Here is a 16,940-nt window from a genome sequence, read left to right on the forward strand (position 1 = left end):
TGACACGTGGGGGCAGTCGAACCCCTGCCGATACGGGTGCCGGTCGGGGCAGGGTCCGACCGGTGGGTCAGCCGGGCGACGGACCGGCGGGTGCTTCTGGTGGTGCACAACGTGACCTCCGCCGGGCGGCTGCTGGATGTGCTGCCGCTGTTCCATGACGACTTCCGGGTGCAGTTGCTCGTCACGTCGACCGGGTCGTCCGTGTTCCAGGGCGGGGTCGGCGAACTCTTCGCCGGGTTGGGGCTGCCTGTGCTGCCGTGGGAGCAGGCGCTGGCGACACCGGTGGATCTCGCGATCTCGGCGAGTTTTGGCGGTCAACTGGCGCGGGTTCGGGGGAAGTTGACGGTCCTCTCGCATGGGGTTGGATATACTAAGACGCTGGCGAAGCCGGGAGCCGGGAGCCGGGAGCCGGGAGCCGGGAGCCGGGAGCCCACGTTCGGGCTGTCGGCGGAGTGGCTGCTGGAGGACGGCAAGCCGTTCGTCGACGGCCTCGTGCTGTCCCATCCGGAGCAGCTGGAGCGGTTGCGCCGCGCGTGCCCCGAGGCCGAGGACGCGTCCGTACTCGCCGGGGACCCGTGTTTCGATCGCCTGCTCGCCGCCCGCCCGTACCGCGATCGGTTCAGACGGGCCCTGGGCGTACGCCGGGGACAGCGGCTCGTCGTACTGAACTCGACCTGGAATCCCGAGGGGCTCTTCGGGAACGGCGGCGGGCGGGACCTGCTGCCCGGCCTGCTTCCCCGCCTCGCCGCCGAGCTGCCGTCCGACGACTACCGGCTGGCAGCCGTACTGCACCCGAACATCTGGTACGGGCACGGCCCGGGGCAGATCCGGGCCTGGCTCGACCGGGCCCGCCGCGGCGGGCTGGCCCTGATCGACCCCGTTCACTCCTGGCGGCAGGCCCTGCTCGCGGCGGACGCCGTGGTCGGGGACTTCGGGGCGGTCAGCTACTACGCGGCCGCGCTGGGCATCCCGGTCATGCTGGCCGCCGCCGCGCAGGACAGGCTGGACCCCGAGGCGCCGCTCGCGGCATTCGTCCGCGAGGCCCCCGGGCTCGACCCGCACGCCTCCTTGCGGGAACAGCTCGGGTCCCTGCTCGCCGGGCACCGTCCGCTCGCCGGTCCGGCGGAGTTCGTCACCTCCGCCCCGAGCGCCTCGGCGGCGCTGCTGCGGCGGCACTTCTACGCGCTGATGGATCTCCCCGAGCCCGCGGCTCCCGCACTCCTCGAACCGCTGCCCCTGCCGCCGTACGATCCCCCGCGGCGGACGGCCCCGCTGCGCGTGCGGACACGTCACGACGGAGCGGACATCGCGATCGAGCGGTCCGCGGTGGTCCCCTACGGCGCGGACGGCGAGACGCACCTCGCCGTACACGAGGGCACCCGGGACCCCGGCGCTCTGGAGACGGCCGACGTGATCGTGTGCGAGGCGGAGCCGGACGATCCGCGCCTCGGCGGTCCGGACCTGTGGACGGCGGAGGTGCTGCGCCGGCATCCGCACTGCGCGATCGCCGCGTACGTGACCGGCCCGGACGGCTGCACCGTGCGCAGCCGGGACCACGGAATGTTCCGGTTGTCCGCGGGCCCGGGCGCGGACGCCGATCCGGCGGCGTACGCCTCCGCGCTGTACGCGTGGCTGGCGGCGGGCGGCGCGGTACCGTCCGACGGCGCCACGCTGCGGATGCGCGCGGCCGGGGGCACGCATCCGGTGCTGGTCGAGCGGCTGCCGCCGCTACCCGGCGGACACCTCTACTCGGCAGATGCCCCTACCCGGCAGATACCCCTACCCGGCGGACACCTCGCACCGCAGCCGTAGGCCGGCGAGGTAGTGCAGGTGCGTCACCGCCGCCGGGGTGAGCAGCCGCTCCGCCTCGGCGATCTTCGTCAGCGCCTCGGCGTTCTCCCCCGCGTCGTGCAGGGTCTCGGCGAGGTCCGTGAGGGCACGCGCCTGGTTGTACGCCTCGCCCTGCCGCGCGAAGAAGGCCGTGGCGGCCTCCAGGAGGCGTCGGGACTCCGCCGGCCGCCGCATGCCCCGCAGGGCACGTCCCTGGTGGCGTTCGGACAGGGCGAGGGCGCGCGGGACGTCCGCCTCGCCCTCCTGGCCGGACGTGATCCGCCGGTAGAGGAGCTCCGCCTCGACGAACCGCTCATGAGCCGACTCGTACCGCCAGCGGTGCAGATCCAGCAGGCCCAGCAGCTCCACGGACGACGCCTCGCCCCGCAGGTGCCCCGCCGCGCGCTCGGCGGCGACGGCGGCGAGCGCCGCCGCCTGCGCCTCGTCCCCGCGCCCCAGTTCTCCCAGGCAGTGCCCGAGCTGGAAGTGCAGCGCCCCGGCCGTCCGCGGATCCGGCCGGTGCTCCTCGACGCACCGGACGGCGACGCGCAGGGCGGGCAGCACCTCGTCCCAGTACCCGGCCTTCAGTTGGAGCGGCCACAGCGCGCGGGCCAGGCTCAGCGCCGTGGTGATGTGCTGGTACTCCTCGGCCACGGACACCGCGCGGACCACGTTGCCCACCTCGGCGGCCAGTACCGCCAGGCCCTCGGCCTCGTCGCCGCAGGCGTCGCCGCCCGCCGGGGCCGGCTCGGTACGCCAGCTCTGGGGCAGGGCGGCGTGCGCGGCGTGCGTCACCCGCGTGTGCAGGGAGTCCAGTACGCGCCGTACGGCCGCGGCGCACTCGGGGATGCCGTGCTCCAGGGCGGCGGTGTCGGCCAGGTAGCGGCGTACCTCGGGCCGGAAGCGGTAACGGCCGTCCGGCACGAAGTCCAGGAGCTGGACGTCGGCCGCTTCGGCGAGCATCCGGGCGGCCTCCCCGCGGTCCACGTCCGCGGCGGCCCCGGCCAGCCGGGCGTCGATGGCGGGCCAGCCGCCCAGCGCGGTGAGCCGGCAGAGCCGGGCCGTCTCGGGCCGGAGCCGGCCGCAGGCGTACCGGGCCGCGTCCCGCACCGGATCGAGACCCGGCGCGGCGGTCACCGGCTCTCCGCGCTCGGCGGCCGGCCGCTCCGGTCGCGCGGGCCGCTCCGGTCCGATGTCCTCCTCGTTCAGCAGGCACAACGCCTGGGACTTCAGCGCCAAGGCGTTCCCCGCACAGTGGTCCAGCAGCCGCGGCAGCCGCGCCTTGGCGCGCGAGACCGTCTCGCGCCCCGCCACCTTCGTCATCATCTTCACCGCGTAGCGGTCGCTCAGCGGAGGAACGGCCACGCGCTCCGCCTCCAGTACGAAGGGACGGCCCGACACGACCACGAGCAGGAAGACATCGGGTGTGGAGGGAACGAGCGCGCGCACCTGGGAGGCCGACGACGCGTGGTCGAGCACCACCAGCACCCGGCGGCCCGCGGTGAGCCGCCGGTAGAGCTGTTCCCGGCCCGATCCGGTGGGTGGGACGTGCTCGGGTTCCACGCCCATGGCACGGAGCAGGCGCAGCAGGACCACGGACGGTTCGAGACCGGTCTCCGCGGCGCCGTCGCGGAGGTCTACGTAGAACTGTCCGTCGGGGAACCGCGCGTAGTGGGTGGCGCCCAGGTGCAGGGCCACCGCGGTGGTGCCGATCCCGGGCGGACCGTGGAGCAGGGCGACGCGCGGCCGGCCGGCCGCGGGGCGGGTCGCCTCGCGCTTGAGCTGCTTCAGGACGGTCTGGCGGTTGGTGAAGTCGCGCGGCGCGGGCGGGAGTCCGCCGGCCACCGGCTGGGCCACGGCCTGGGCCACCGCCGCCCCCGAAACGCTGCGGACGAGAGCCGCCCACTCGGCCGCCTGCCGCGGATCGCGGCCCAGCCGGGCGTGCATCTGCTCCGCCAGGGTTCCCCACCCCTCCGGGCTGGTCGGCAGCGGCGTTTCGCGCCCCATGGTCCTTCTGGCCAGCGCGCCGATCGACAGGAGCAGCTGTTTGCCCATCTCCCCGGCGGCGCCGTTGCCCACCGAGGTGAGAAAGGCGGTGAGGACGCTGAGCGCCACGATCTCCAGCACGTCGGCCCCTCCCTGATCCCCGATCCGGCCCTGGCCGGACTGTATCCCCGCCTCCGGAGCCGCAGGAACAGTTTCGGCCCCGGCTCCGGCCCCGGCCCCCGGCCCGGCCCCGGCCCCGATCGCCGGCCGGCGCGGCGCGGCGCGGTACTGCGGAGGCCGCCTGGGGTTACCCCCGGTACGGCGGCCCGGGGGTGCGTGCGGAGCGGTGCGTACGCGCCGGTCAGGGTCTTGCGACGTTCGCTTGTGCGACTTTCAGTCAGCAGCTGCCGTTCATGAATTCATTGACCGACAAGTAACAAGAGGATCCTCGATCCCCCGCGTCTCTAATGCCGTGCATATATGCCATACCGACGGGACGGTTGTGTATGAGAGATCATTCCCGACCCGCCCGGCGCACGCTCCCAGCCATGCGGGATAGCTGGCAGCACAATGACACCGCAGGGTCCTGACACGTGTTCGAAGGGGCGTGGCGGCGAAAGGCATGCAGAATTTCAGCCAGGGGGCGAGGAGCAACGCCTCGTTAAACAAACAGAGCTTGACTGAGGGGAGTTCAGTTCTATGAACAGCAAGCACCGGGTGGTTGCGGTCGCGACTGTCGCTGTCGCCGCGATGATGGGCCTCTACGGGGTCGCCGTCGCCGCTCCGACCAGTCCGCAGGCCGTATCTCTCGGCATGTCCTCGCAGCAGACGCCCGTGTCGGCGACGCCGGAGGACTTCAGCTGGTAGCAGTCCGGCGGGTGGGCTCGTACGGGGAAACGCCCTCCGCCGCCACGTGAGCCGACGCCGCGCGTCGGCTGAAAACACCTCGTGAAGCCCGCCCGGTACCGGGCGGGCTTCGCCTGTTTCATCCCGGTCTCGCACCCCCGTCAACTGCCCTGAAATCGCCGATGTCACGGTTGGATCTCGCCATGTAACGTGACGCCCGTGCGGCCGGGGCTCAGGGGGAGCCCGGGAACCGCACGCCTTGGAGGACACAGTGCTCGGCGGACTGGGAATTGGGGCTCGCGCGGTACAGGTCTACCGGGAATTACTGACAGCTCCGAACCGCAGCGTGAACGACCTCGCGGCCTCACTCGGCTGGCCCGTCGAAGAGGTCGAGGCCGCGCTCGAAGAGTGCATGGAGCTGTCCCTGGTGCGCCCCTCGTGGAACGACGCCGACCGACTGCTGCCCGTCCATCCCGATGTGGGACTGCGCGCGCTCCTCGCGGAGGAGGAAGCCGCCCTGCTCCAGCGGCAGCGGGAGGTGATGATGGGCCAGGTGGCCGTGGACCGGCTCGTCGAGGAGTTCACCTCCTCCTGGCAGGCACGCCGCGCCGCGCAGATCGAGCAGCTGGCCGGCATCGACGACATACGGCTCCGTATACAGGAGTTGGCGAACGACTGCCAGAGCGAGGCGATGGCCTTCATCACGGGCGGCGGACTGCCGCTCGCGAGCCGCAGCCTCGGCCGGCCGCTGAACGAGGCCCTGCTGGAACGCGGCGGGGAGATGCGCAGCGTCTACCTGCACAGCCTCTACAACGATCCCGCCTCCGTGGCGCACGTGCGCGACCAGGTGGAGCGCGGGGCCAAGGCGCGTACGGTGGCGGCCCTGCCCACCCGGATGATCATTTTTGACCGTCAGCACGCGATGCTGCCCACCGATCCGGACAACTCCGAACTCGGCGCGATGGTGTTCAGCGGCAAGACCGTCGTGATGTTGCTGTGCGAGTTCTTCGAGAACGTCTGGCGGGACGCCAGCCCCTTCGCGGGCTCCCGGCCTCAGCGCGGGCCCGGCGAGCGCGCGGACGGGGACGATCTGGACGACCGCGAGCGGGCCGTGGTGATGCTGCTCGGTGAGGGACACACCGACGAGGTGGTGGCCAAGAAGCTGGGCGTCTCGGTGCGTACGTCGCGCCGGATCACCTCGGAGCTCATGGACCGGCTGGGCGCCAAGAGCCGTTTCGAGGCGGGCCTGCGGGTGGCCGAGCGGGGCTGGCTGAGCCAGGTCTCCTCGCGCTGATCCGGCAGACCGAGATCCGCCCCTCCCACCGCCTCCCCACCGGGGCGGGGCATATAGGCGGCGTATAGCGGGAGAACGCATGCTCGAACTCCTTGAACGGATGGCGCAGCCGCGGACGGCCCGAACGTCCGCTCGGCCGGGGGCCGTTGATCCGGCCGCCCGATCCTCCTCACCGGCCGCGCAGGCTGCACCGGACATGAATTGAGGGGTAGTGAGCGAAAGATCATCCGCACTCGTGACCGGTGGGTCGCGCGGCATCGGCCGGGCCATCGCCGTGCAGCTGGCCAAGGACGGGTTCGACGTCGGCTTCTGTTACCGCAGTGACCACGAGGCGGCCCTGGAAACGGCCCGGCTCGTCGAGGCGGAGGGCGGCCGCGTCCACCACCAGGCCCTGGACGTCGCCGACTTCGAGTCGGTACGGGAGTTCGTCGAGGCCTCCGAACAGAAGCTGGGCCCGACCCGGACAGCTGTGGCGTGCGCGGGCCTGACCCGTGACCGGAGCCTGGCCCTGATGGACCCGAACGACTGGTCCACCGTGATCCGCACCAACCTGGACGGTGCCTTCAACCTCAGCCGCAGCGTCATGTTCGGCATGCTGCGCCGGGGCGGCGGGTCGCTGGTACTGGTCTCGTCGATCTCCGGGCTGAACGGCAACGTCGGCCAGTCCAACTACGCGGCGTCCAAGGCCGGCATGCACGGGCTGGCCTCCTCCCTGTCGAAGGAGGTCGGCCGCCGGGGAGTCCGGGTCAACGTGGTCGCCCCGGGCTTCATCGAATCCGACATGGTCGCCGGTCTGGCGCCCAAGGTACGCAGCACCGCCGAGGGCAGCATCCCGCTGGGCCACTTCGGCGCCCCGCAGGACGTCGCCGACGCGGTGTCCTTCCTGGTCTCGGACCGGGCCGCGTACGTCACCGGCGCGATTCTCCGCGTCGACGGCGGCCTGACGCTCTGAGGCTCTGACGTTCCGCCGCTCTGACGTTCCGCCGGTCCCCACCCGGCCAGTTCCCGATACAGCCCTGCCCCGGCACGTCCGACCGGGCGCGCGTCCGGCTGTCGCCGCACAGGACACACCACACGCACGCGTCACACCAGGCGCACCCACCACACATCGAGGAGCCGCACCATGCAGCAGACCACTTCCGGCGACACCGCCATCGCCGCACGGCTGGCCGAGATCCGCGACATCGCCGCCGACCTCTTCTCGGTCGAGCCCGAGGAGGTCGAGGCGGCCGAGTCCTTCGTCAACGACCTCGACGCCGACTCGCTGCTCGCCATCGAGCTGCTCTCGCAGCTGGAGAAGCTGTACGACATCCACATCCCCGAGGGCGACGTGCCGCGGATGGTCAACCTCCGCGCCACGTACGAACTGGTGGCCGAGATTGCGGGGTGGTGACGGTGACCATGGCCCGTCGGATCGTCATCACCGGCATGGGGCCGGTGTCCAACATCGGCACGGGGATCGAGGAGTTCTCCGCGGCCCTGCGCCTGGGCAAGAGCGGCGTCGGCCCGATCAGGAGCTTCGACTCCACCGGGTTCCTGCGCACCGTCGCGGGTGAGGTCGAGGACTTCCGCCCCGAGAGCATCGTCCAGCGCGTCGTCCCCGAGCAGTGGGGCCGGTCCTCGCTGTTCGCCGCCGCGGCCGCCCGGCTGGCCGCGACGGACGCGGGCATCGACCTGTCGGGCGACCGCACCGCGGTGATCATGGGGACGACCTCGGGCGAGATCGTGCCGATCGTGGACATGGCCGAACGCTGGCACCACGAGGGCATCGGCCTGCCCGACCCGGACCTCGCCTCCCGGGTGCCGGCCTCCCGGCTGGCCCTCGCCGCCGCCCAGGAGCTGGGCGCGCGGGGTGAGGTCATGACCCTCGGCACCGCCTGCTCGGCGGGCAACTACGCCCTCGGCTACGCGTACGACCTGATCAACGCCGGTGAGGCCGACGCGGCCGTGGCCGGCGGCGCCGACTCGGTGGCGCGCTTCACCCACGCCGGCTTCCACCGGCTCGGGGCGCTGGCCGAGGACTGCTCGCACCCCTTCGACCGGGACCGCGACGGCATCATCACCGCCGAGGGCGGCGTGGCGCTGGTGCTGGAGACCCTGGAGTCGGCGCGCGCCCGCGGGGCCCGCGTCTACGCCGAGATCCTGGGCCACGGCATGAGCTGCGACGCCAAGCACCCTGTCGCGCCCGACGCGGACAGCATCGCCCGCTGCATCCGCACCGCGCACGAGCGGGCCGGCGTCACCCCGGACCAGATCGACTACATCTGCGCCCACGGCACCGGGACCAAGACCAACGACCTGGTCGAGTCCAACGCCGTCCGCGCCGTGTTCGGGCAGAACCCGCCGCCGATGAGCTCCATCAAGTCCATGCTCGGGCACGCGATGGGCGCCGCGAGCGGATTCGGCGCGGTCGCCTGCGCCCTCAGCATCCACGAGGGCTTCCTGCCCCCGACGACCAACCACCGCAACCCGGACCCCGAGCTGGAGGGCATCGACCCGGTGCCCAACGTGAGCCGCGAGGCGGAGGTCCGGGTGGCACAGAACAACGGCTTCGCCTTCGGCGGCAACAACGCCATCGTCCTGCTGGGAAGAGTTGACGTGACATGACGAACATAGTGATCACCGGTGTGGGGTCGATCAGCGGCTCCGGACCGGTTCCGGTGGCCGAGTTGGCCGGGACCGCCGGGGCCCCGCTGCCGGTGGAGCGGGCCTTCGCGGTGACGGACTTCGACGCCACCGCCCGCCTGGGCCGCAAGGTGGCCCGCTTCAACCACCGCTCCACGCTGCTCGCGATGGCGGCCTGCGAAACCGCCGTGGAGGGCGCCGGCCTCCAGGTCGGCGACGAGGTCCGGGACCGCATCGGCATCACGATGGGGACCACCTCCGGCAGCATCACCGGCACCGTCGACTTCGGGAAGGACACCTTCCGGGAGTCCCGCCCCTACCTGGTCGACGCGGCCAACTTCCCCAACTCCGTCATCAACACCACGGCCGGGGCGCTGGCCATCAAGTTCGGCATGCGCGGCGCCAACTCGACCGTCGCGGCGGGCCCGCTCGCCGGGGTCGCCGCGCTGCGCCAGGCGCAGGTGAGCCTGCGCGCCGGGCACGTGGACACCGTACTGGCGGGCGCGTCCGAGGAGTTCACCGCGCCGAACGCCTGGTGGTCCGCCGCCGCGCGGAACACCGGGCTGCCCGGTGAGGGGGCGGCGATGTTCGTGCTGGAACGGCCCGAGGTGGCCGCCGCGGCCGGCCGGCGCCCGATCGCCGAACTGGTCGCCACCCTGGTCCGCGCGGTGGACACCGCCGACCGGTCCGCCGTGGTCCGGGCCGTCGCCGAGGTACTGGACCGCGCCGGGACGGCGCCCGAGGAGATCGGCGTGGTGGCCGTACGGGCCACCGGGGTCGAGGCCGTGGACGAGGCCCAGCGCGCCGCGCTGACGGGGCTGTTCTCCGCCCCGCTGCTGTGGAGCGAGGAGCTGACGGGCGACTGCTACAGCGCGCACAGCGCCCTGCAGCTCGCGGCCCTGCTCGACGCGGGGACGGAGGTGCCGTCGGGCGGGCGGACGGTCCTCGTGGTCTCGGTCGACCCGGAGGGCGCGCTGGGCGTCGCGGTCGTCCGCGTCCTGGCGCCCCACGGCGGTGCGGCCGCCAGTGGCGCGGCTGCCAGTGGTGCTTCCGCCGACGGTGCGCCCGCCAGCGGTGCGCCCGCCGACGGAGCCGGCTCCGGCCGTATCGCCTCGTGAGCGGCGCGATCCCGGAGACGGAGCCGGAAGCGGGAGCCGACGGCGTGGACGCCGCCGCCCTCCCGCTCACCGCCGGCCAGGAGTCCCTGTGGTTCCTGCACTGCCTGGCCCCCGCCAGTCCGGCGTACAACGTCGTGGCGGGCCTCGCCGTACGCGGCGTCCTCGACACCGGCGCGCTGGAGCGGGCGGTGGCCGCGGTCGCCGACCGGCACGAGCTGATGCGCTCGGTCTTCACGGAAGGGGCCGGCGGCCCGGTACGGCTGCTCGCCCCCGGCCTGCGGCCCCCGCTGGAGATCCGCGAGGTCGAGGGCGTCGGCGACGAGCGGCTCAAGGAACTGGCGCGCCGGGCCGGTCAGGAGCCCTTCCGGCTCTCCGAGGAGTGGCCGTTCCGGGTGGTGCTGTTGCGCCGGGCGGCCGACGACGCGGTGCTGGTGGTGTCCTCGCACCACATCGCGAGCGACGCCACCAGCCAGTGGCTGCTGGTCCGCGACCTGGCCGACGCCTACCAGGCGGCGGTGGACGGCGCGGACCGGGCGTGGGAGGCGCCGGTCGCCTCGTACGCCGACCACGTCGCGCGCGAGCGCGATCGGCGCGGCTCGCCCGGCAGCGTCCGCGCCGGTGCCTACTGGGCCGAGGTCCGGGACGGCGCGGTCGCCGCGACGCTCCAGGCCGACCGGCCCCGGGGCGGCCAGGTGGTGGCGCGCGGGGCGACGTACCAGCGCGACCTCGGCGCGTCGGCCGCCCTGCTGCTCAGGAGCACGGCCGCCGAGGCCGCCGTCTCGCCGTTCGGGCTGCTGCTGGGCGCGTTCCAGGCGGCCGTCCACCGCGGCACCGGGCTCGACGACTTCCTCATCGGGTGCCCGGCCTCCGTCCGGTTCGGCCGGGACAAGGCCGACATGGTCGGCTACCTCGTGGACGCCCTGGTGCTGCGGTCGCGGTTCGGCCCCGGCACCACCTTCCGGGAGGCCATGGTCAGCGCCCACCGGCAACTGCTGCGGGGCATGGCGCACCTGCGCTATCCCGCGGCGGCCGGCCCGGCCGGGGCGCCGCCGTTCCGGATGGCGGTCACCCTCGTGGACATCGACCGCCTGCCGGTGCCCACGCTGCCGGGCCTGCACTTCACCCTGCTGGACCTTCCGCACATGGAGGGCCAGTCCGATCTCAACGTCGAACTGCGCAGCGGCGGGGCCGGTTTGACGATCGTGCTGCGGTACGCCACCGATCTCTTCGACGAGGCGACCATCGCGCGGTTCGCCGGCATCTACCTCCGCCTGATCGAGGCGGCCGTGGAGAACCCGGACGCCGTCGTGGCCGCCGTACCGCTCGTCGAATCGGCGCAGTACGCGGACCTGCTCAGCCTCGGCGTCGGCGGGGACGACGACTGGTGAGCGCCGTATACGTATAGGCCGGATATAGCCGGTCCCGCGAGAATCGCATCGTTCGGTCGGAAGTTCGAAGCCGGTACCTTCCACGAAGGGATAGTCGTGCCGGGTGCACCGTTTAGAGGAATTCTGGAAACCATCGGGAACACCCCGCTGGTGGAGTTGGAAAGCCTGCTGCCCGGCTTCCCTTCCGCGGTCTACGCGAAGGTCGAGAGGTTCAACCCGGGCGGCAGCATCAAGGACCGGTCCGCGGTGCGCATGCTGATCGACGCGGTCCGCAGCGGTGAGCTGGAGCCGGGCCGGTCGGTGGTCGTCGAGTCCAGCTCGGGCAACCTCGCCGTCGGCCTGGCCCAGATCTGCCGCTACTTCGGCCTGCGCTTCATCTGCGTCGTGGACGGCAAGACCACCGGCCAGAACCTGTCCATCCTCGCCGCCTTCGGCGCCGAGGTGGAGGTGGTCACCGAGCGGGACGAGCTCACCGGCGAGTACCTGCCGGTGCGCCTGCGCCGGGTGCGCGAGCTGGTCGAGAGCACCCCGCACTCGTTCTGGCCCAACCAGTACGCCAACCTGCTCAACCCCCTGGCGCACGAGGGCACCATGCGGGAGATCGCGGACGCCCTGGGCGGCCGGGTGGACTACCTGTTCGCCTCGGTGAGCACCTTCGGCACCCTGCGCGGCTGCGCCGACTACATCCGTGGCGAGGGCCTGGGCACCACGGTGGTCGCGGTCGACGCGGTGGGCAGCGCGATCTTCGGGGGGCAGGAGCCCACCCTGCGGCTCATCCCCGGCCACGGCGCCTCGGTGGTGCCGCCGCTGATGGACCCGAGCGCCCCCGACGAGGTCGTGCACGTCACCGACGTGGAATGCGTGGCCGCCTGCCGCCGGCTGGTCGGCCGTGAGGCGATCCTCGCCGGAGGATCCTCCGGCGCGGCCGTCGCGGCCCTGATGAAAATGCGGGACCGCATCCCCCCGGGCTCCAATTGCGCCGTGATTTTCCCGGACGGCGGGGACCGGTATCTCGACACCATTTATTCGGATGACTGGGTGCACCGGAATTTCGGTGAGATCGCCCATCTCTGGAAGGACTGAATCCACGTGCTTGTCATTCGCCACCACGACGTCGAGGAGATTCTCGAAGGGCGTGAGCCGGAGAACATCCGTGCCGTGGCCGACGCCTACCGGCTGCACGAGACCGGCGGGACCGTCGTGCCCCACTCCGTCTTCCTGCGCCTCCCGGACCAGCCGCGCGACCGCATCATCGGCCTGCCGGCCTTCCGCGGCGGGGACCGCCCGGTCGCCGGCATGAAGTGGATCTCCTCCTTCCCCGGGAACCTCGACGCCGGTCTCCAGCGCGCCAGCGCCGCGATCATTCTCAACTCGACCGCCACCGGGCACCCCGAGGCCTTGGTCGAGGGCTCGGTGATCTCCGCCCGCCGGACCGCCGCCAGCGCCGCGCTCGCCGCCGAGCTCCTCACCCGGGGTCGCCGCTCCGCCGGAGTCTCCCTGCTGGGCTGCGGGGTCATCAACTTCGAGATCCTGCGCCACCTGCGGGCCGCGCTGCCCGAGCTGCGCGAGGTCACGCTGTACGACCACTCCGCCGAGCGAGCCCGCGCGTTCGCCGCCCGGATCGCCGAGGAGGCGCCGGGTGTCGAGGTCGGGTACGCCGACTCGCCGGAGGCCGCGCTGGCCGCGCACACCCTGGTCTCCTTCGCCACCACCGCCGGGGAGCCCCACATCGGCCTGGAGGCCGTCCGGCCCGGGACCGTCGTCCTGCACATCTCGCTGCGCGACCTGCGCCCGGAAGCCCTGCTCGATGTCGTCAACATCGTCGACGACGCCGACCACGTCTGCCGGGAGCGCACCTCGCTGCACCTCGCCGAGCAGCTGACCGGGGGCCGCGACTTCATCACCGCCTCGATCGGCGAACTCCTCCAGGACGAGGCCGGGTTCGTCCCGGACCCGGGCGAGACGGTCGTCTTCTCGCCGTTCGGCCTCGGCTTCCTCGACCTCGCCCTCGCCGACCTCGTCCACGCGACGGCCCGCGAGAAGGGCCTGGGCGTCCAGGTGGACGGCTTCCTGCCCGCCTGACCCTCGTTTCGCATCCACCGCACTTTCCGACAAGGAGCAGCCATGTCCACTGCCGCCGAGCAGACCGAAGACCGCATCCACCGCGTGGTGCTCAACGACGAGGAGCAGTACTCCCTCTGGTGGGCCGACCGCGAACTCCCCGCCGGCTGGCACGCCGAGGGTACGGAGGGCACCCGCGAGGAGTGCCTGGCCCGTATCGCCGAGGTGTGGACCGACATGCGCCCGCTGAGCCTGCGCCGGCGCATGGACTCGTCCGCCGCCGCGTAACCCCTCCCTCCCGCTTTCCCACGCCCAGGTCTTGACAGGAGTTTGCGTGAACACCGAACCGCTGCCGGCGCGCTTCGCCGAGCAGGTTGCCCGGACACCGGACGCCATCGCCGTGGTGGACGGCGCGCGAACGGTGACGTACCGGGAGCTCGACCGGGCGGCCACCCGCATGGCCGGCTACCTCCGGGGTCTGGGCGCAGGCCCCGAGACCCTGATCGGCGTCGGCCTGGAGCGCGGCACCGACCTGGTCGTGGCGCTGCTGGGCGTATGGAAGGCGGGTGCGGCGTACGTACCGCTGGACCCGGGTCAGCCGGCCGCCCGGCTGGCCGGTCTGGCCCTGGACTCGGGCGCCGCGCTGGTGCTGGCCGAAGGCGCGGTCGCGGACGCGACCCGGGACGCGGGCGTACGGACGCTCCGTCCCGGGCAGCTCGCGGCCGAGCTGGCCGAACTGCCGGACATCTGCGAGGAGTTCGCGGTCGATCCGGAGAACCTCGCGTACGCCGTCTTCACCTCGGGCTCGACCGGCCGGCCGAAGGCCGTCGCCGTCACCCACGCCGGCATCGGCAACCGGGTCGGCTGGACCGTGCGCAAGCACGGCCTCGGCCCGGGCGACCGCGTCCTACAGAAGACCTCGATCGGATTCGACGCCGCCGGCTGGGAGTTCTTCGCCCCGCTGGTCAGCGGCGCCACCGTGGTCCTGGCCCCGGCCGGTGCCGAACGGGACCCGGCGGCCATGCTGCGGGCGATCGCCGACCACCGGGTCACCGTCCTCCAGGGCGTGCCGTCCGTCCTGCGGCTGCTCGCCGAGGAGGAGGACTGGAGCGGCTGCGACGCGCTGCGGCTGCTCTTCTCGGCCGGCGAGCCCCTGCACGGCGAGCTCGTGGAGCTGCTGCGCAAGCGGGCCGGATCGGACCTGGAGGTGTGGAACACCTACGGTCCCACCGAGTGCTCCATCGACATCACCGCGCAGCCGGTGGCCCAGGACTTCACCACCGGCCCGGTCCCGATCGGCCGTCCCCTGCCCGGCCTGCGCGCCCTCGTCCTCGACCCGGCCGGCCACCCCGTGCCGATCGGTGTCGCGGGCGATCTCTACGCGGGCGGCGTCGGCCTGGCCCGCGGTTACCAGGGCCGGGCCGACCTGACCGCCGAGCGCTTCGTCCCCGACCCGTACGGACCGCCCGGATCCCGCCTCTACCGCACCGGTGACCTGGTGCGCTGGCGCGAGGACCGGACCCTGGACTACCTGGGCCGCCTGGACCACCAGGTGAAGGTGAACGGCGTCCGCATCGAGCCCGGCGAGATCGAGGCCTCGCTCGCCGCGCACCCCGCGGTCAGCGGCGTCGTCGTCGGCGCGTACGCCGCCGAGCAGGACGAGACCCGCAAGCAGCTCGTGGCCCACCTGACCATCCGGTCGCAGGTGACCCCGGCCGAGCTCCGCGCGTACCTGCGGGAGCGGCTGCCGGACTCCCACGTCCCCGCCGTCTTCAGCGTGCTGGACACGTTCCCGCTGACCGTCAACGGCAAGGTGGACCGGGCCGCGCTGCCCGCTCCCACCAGCGCCGCCGAGGCCGGCGGCACCGCCCACGTCTCCCCGCGCACCCCGGCCGAGATCCTCGTCGCCGAGGTGTGGGCCGGGCTGCTCAAGGCCGACCGGATCGGGGCCACCGACGACTTCTTCGCCCTCGGCGGCAACTCCCTGCACCTCACCCGCCTCGCGGCCCGGCTGCGCGCCGCGTCCGGCGAGCAGATCTCCCTGCGCGGCCTGTTCACCGCCACCACCGTGGAGGCCCAGGCCCGGCTGCTCGGCGGCCCCGCCGCCGATGGGGCGGCCGACCGGCCCGGCGCGGACCGGCCCGTCCTCCCCGTACCGCGCGACGGCGAGCTCCCGCTCTCCTCAGGCCAGCGCCGGCTCTGGTTCCTGGACCGGATGCACGAGGGCAGCCCCGAGTGGGTGGCCCCGAGCTACCTGCGGCTGCCCGCCTCCACCTCGGCGGCCACCGTCCAGCGGGCGCTCGACGCGCTCACCGCCCGGCACGAGATCCTGCGCACCCGGTACGTGGACACGGGCGGCGAGCCCCGCCAGGTGATCGACGCCCCCGGCACCGGCGGATCCGGCACCGGCGGCTCCGTGGAGCTGCGCGTCGAGGACACCGGGCGGAGCGGCCTGGCCGGCCTGTTCGGCGAGCAGTTCCAGCGCGGCTTCGACCTCGCCAACGGGCCGCTGTGGCGGGCGCTGCTCGCCCGCATCCCCGGCGAGGACCACGTCCTGCTGCTCACGCTGCACCACATCGCCTGCGACGGCTGGTCCACCGTCGTCCTCGACCGTGAGCTGCGCGAGCTGTGCGCGGCGTACGAGGCGGGCCGCGAGCCCGCCCTGCCGCCGGTCGCGGTGCAGTACGCGGACTACGCGGCCTGGCAGAGGGAGCAGCTCACCGAGGAGTACGTCGGCGCCGAACTCGCCCACTGGCGCGAGGCGCTGGCCGGCATCGAGCCGCTCCACCTGCCGACGGACCGCCCGCGTCCCGCCGAGCGCGACCCGCGCGGAGCCGGCGTCCTCTTCCACGTCGAGCCGGCGCTGGCCGCCCGCTTCCTGGAGCTCGGCCGGGCGCGCGGCGCCACCCCGTTCATGACGCTGCTGACGGCGTTCGCGACGCTGCTGGCGCGCTACACCGGCCAGTGGGACGTCCCCGTGGGCACGCCCGTCGCCGGCCGCTCGCGGCCCGAGGTCGAGGGCACCCTCGGCTTCTTCCTCAACTCGCTGGTCGTGCGCTGCGGTCTGCACGGCGGGCTGGCCTTCACCGACGCGCTGGCCCTGGTCCGGGACGCGTCCCGGCAGGCCTTCGCCCACCAGGACCTCCCCTTCGAGCGCCTGGTGGACGAGCTCCAGCCCGAGCGCGACCTGTCCCGTACGCCGCTCTACCAGGTCGCCTTCGACCTCCACAGCGAGGGCACCACCACCATCGCGGGCGAGGCCGAGGACCTGGCCGCGTTCGGCGAGGTCTGGCAGGTCGCCAAGACCGACCTCTCGCTGTTCATGCGGCAGCTGGCGGACGGCTCGCTGGAGGGCGTGCTGGAGTACGCCACCGCGCTGTTCGACCGGGCGACCGCCGACCGGCTGGCCGCCCACTTCACCGCGGTGATCGAGGCGGTCACCGACCGGCCCGAAACCCCGCTGGGCGCGGTGGAGCTGCTCTCCGGAGCCGAACGGCGGCGGCAGCTGGTGGAGTGGAACGACACCGCGCACGAGCCGGAGCAGCCGGACAGCGTGCTGGAGCTGTTCGAGGCGCAGGCGCGGCGCAGCCCCGGGGCGGCCGCCGTGGTCCACGCGGGCGAGGCCGTCCCGTACGCGGAGCTCGACGCCCGGGCCAACCGGCTCGCCCACCAGCTGCGGCGGCGCGGAGTAGCGGCGGAGTCCCCGGTCGGCGTCCTGCTGGACCGGGGGCCGGAGCTGCTGGCCACCCTGCTCGGCGTGTGGAAGGCGGGCGGCGCGTACGTGCCGATCGA

At 73.3% G+C, this 16,940-nt stretch carries 13 protein-coding genes; 12 read left to right on the top strand and 1 reads right to left on the bottom strand.

The features are described 5' to 3' along the window. The first annotated feature begins 6 nt into the window (after nt 1–6). Entirely contained in the window at nt 7–1,812 is a 1,806-nt protein-coding gene (locus MTF65_RS14285) for a hypothetical protein (RefSeq protein ID WP_243629041.1), read from the top strand. Here the strand turns inward: MTF65_RS14285 and MTF65_RS14290 are convergent. Continuing rightward, on the bottom strand, nt 1,780–3,957 hold the full coding sequence (locus MTF65_RS14290) for an ATP-binding protein (RefSeq protein WP_243629042.1): 2,178 nt from the start codon (nt 3,955–3,957) through the stop codon (nt 1,780–1,782). The two genes, MTF65_RS14285 and MTF65_RS14290, sit on opposite strands and share 33 nt — an antisense overlap. Nucleotides 3,958–4,515: 558 nt before the next feature. Here MTF65_RS14290 and MTF65_RS14295 point away from each other — a divergent pair. The 11 genes from MTF65_RS14295 to MTF65_RS14345 form a co-directional block, all read left to right on the top strand. Then, entirely contained in the window at nt 4,516–4,683 is a 168-nt protein-coding gene (locus MTF65_RS14295; protein WP_243629043.1) for a hypothetical protein, read from the top strand. A gap of 325 nt (nt 4,684–5,008) precedes the next feature. After that, entirely contained in the window at nt 5,009–5,956 is a 948-nt protein-coding gene (locus MTF65_RS14300) for a helix-turn-helix transcriptional regulator (RefSeq protein ID WP_243629044.1), read from the top strand. 235 nt (nt 5,957–6,191) lie between these two features. Next, a complete protein-coding gene (fabG, locus tag MTF65_RS14305) occupies nt 6,192–6,908 on the top strand; it encodes a 3-oxoacyl-ACP reductase FabG (protein ID WP_243629045.1) in 717 nt (238 codons plus the stop codon). Nucleotides 6,909–7,079: 171 nt separating this feature from the next. Then, nucleotides 7,080–7,349, top strand: coding sequence for an acyl carrier protein (locus tag MTF65_RS14310; protein ID WP_243629046.1), 270 nt, complete (start codon nt 7,080–7,082; stop codon nt 7,347–7,349). A gap of 8 nt (nt 7,350–7,357) precedes the next feature. After that, entirely contained in the window at nt 7,358–8,563 is a 1,206-nt protein-coding gene (locus tag MTF65_RS14315) for a beta-ketoacyl synthase (protein ID WP_243629075.1), read from the top strand. Beyond that, the gene (locus MTF65_RS14320) at nt 8,560–9,699 is read left to right on the top strand and encodes a beta-ketoacyl synthase N-terminal-like domain-containing protein (protein WP_243629047.1); all 1,140 of its coding nucleotides are present in this window, start codon (nt 8,560–8,562) and stop codon (nt 9,697–9,699) included. Before MTF65_RS14315 ends, MTF65_RS14320 begins: the two co-directional genes overlap by 4 nt. Beyond that, complete coding sequence (locus tag MTF65_RS14325) at nt 9,696–11,087, top strand: condensation domain-containing protein (RefSeq protein WP_243629048.1); 1,392 nt, start codon at nt 9,696–9,698, stop codon at nt 11,085–11,087. Before MTF65_RS14320 ends, MTF65_RS14325 begins: the two co-directional genes overlap by 4 nt. Nucleotides 11,088–11,183: 96 nt before the next feature. Beyond that, nucleotides 11,184–12,170 carry a 2,3-diaminopropionate biosynthesis protein SbnA gene (gene sbnA / locus MTF65_RS14330; RefSeq protein ID WP_243629049.1) on the top strand — a complete coding sequence of 329 codons (987 nt, stop codon included), beginning with the start codon at nt 11,184–11,186 and terminating at the stop codon, nt 12,168–12,170. Nucleotides 12,171–12,176: 6 nt separating this feature from the next. After that, nucleotides 12,177–13,169: a 2,3-diaminopropionate biosynthesis protein SbnB gene (sbnB, locus tag MTF65_RS14335; protein WP_243629050.1), complete on the top strand. Its 993-nt coding sequence runs from the start codon at nt 12,177–12,179 to the stop codon at nt 13,167–13,169. Between the two features lie 42 nt (nt 13,170–13,211). Continuing rightward, entirely contained in the window at nt 13,212–13,436 is a 225-nt protein-coding gene (locus MTF65_RS14340) for an MbtH family NRPS accessory protein (protein WP_243629051.1), read from the top strand. Between the two features lie 46 nt (nt 13,437–13,482). Next, a partial coding sequence (locus tag MTF65_RS14345; RefSeq protein ID WP_243629052.1) for an amino acid adenylation domain-containing protein occupies nt 13,483–16,940 on the top strand: 3,458 nt, incomplete at its 3' end.

Source organism: Streptomyces sp. APSN-46.1, from assembly GCF_022815725.1.
GTDB lineage: Bacteria > Actinomycetota > Actinomycetes > Streptomycetales > Streptomycetaceae > Streptomyces.

What these genes read in the sequence shown, in the direction of transcription:
- MTF65_RS14320 (WP_243629047.1), top strand. Translation starts at nt 8,560, where the DNA reads ATGACGAACATAGTGATCACCGGTGTGGGGTCGATCAGCGGCTCCGGA.
- MTF65_RS14340 (WP_243629051.1), top strand. Translation starts at nt 13,212, where the DNA reads ATGTCCACTGCCGCCGAGCAGACCGAAGACCGCATCCACCGCGTGGTG.
- MTF65_RS14310 (WP_243629046.1), top strand. Translation starts at nt 7,080, where the DNA reads ATGCAGCAGACCACTTCCGGCGACACCGCCATCGCCGCACGGCTGGCC.
- MTF65_RS14315 (WP_243629075.1), top strand. Translation starts at nt 7,358, where the DNA reads ATGGCCCGTCGGATCGTCATCACCGGCATGGGGCCGGTGTCCAACATC.
- MTF65_RS14295 (WP_243629043.1), top strand. Translation starts at nt 4,516, where the DNA reads ATGAACAGCAAGCACCGGGTGGTTGCGGTCGCGACTGTCGCTGTCGCC.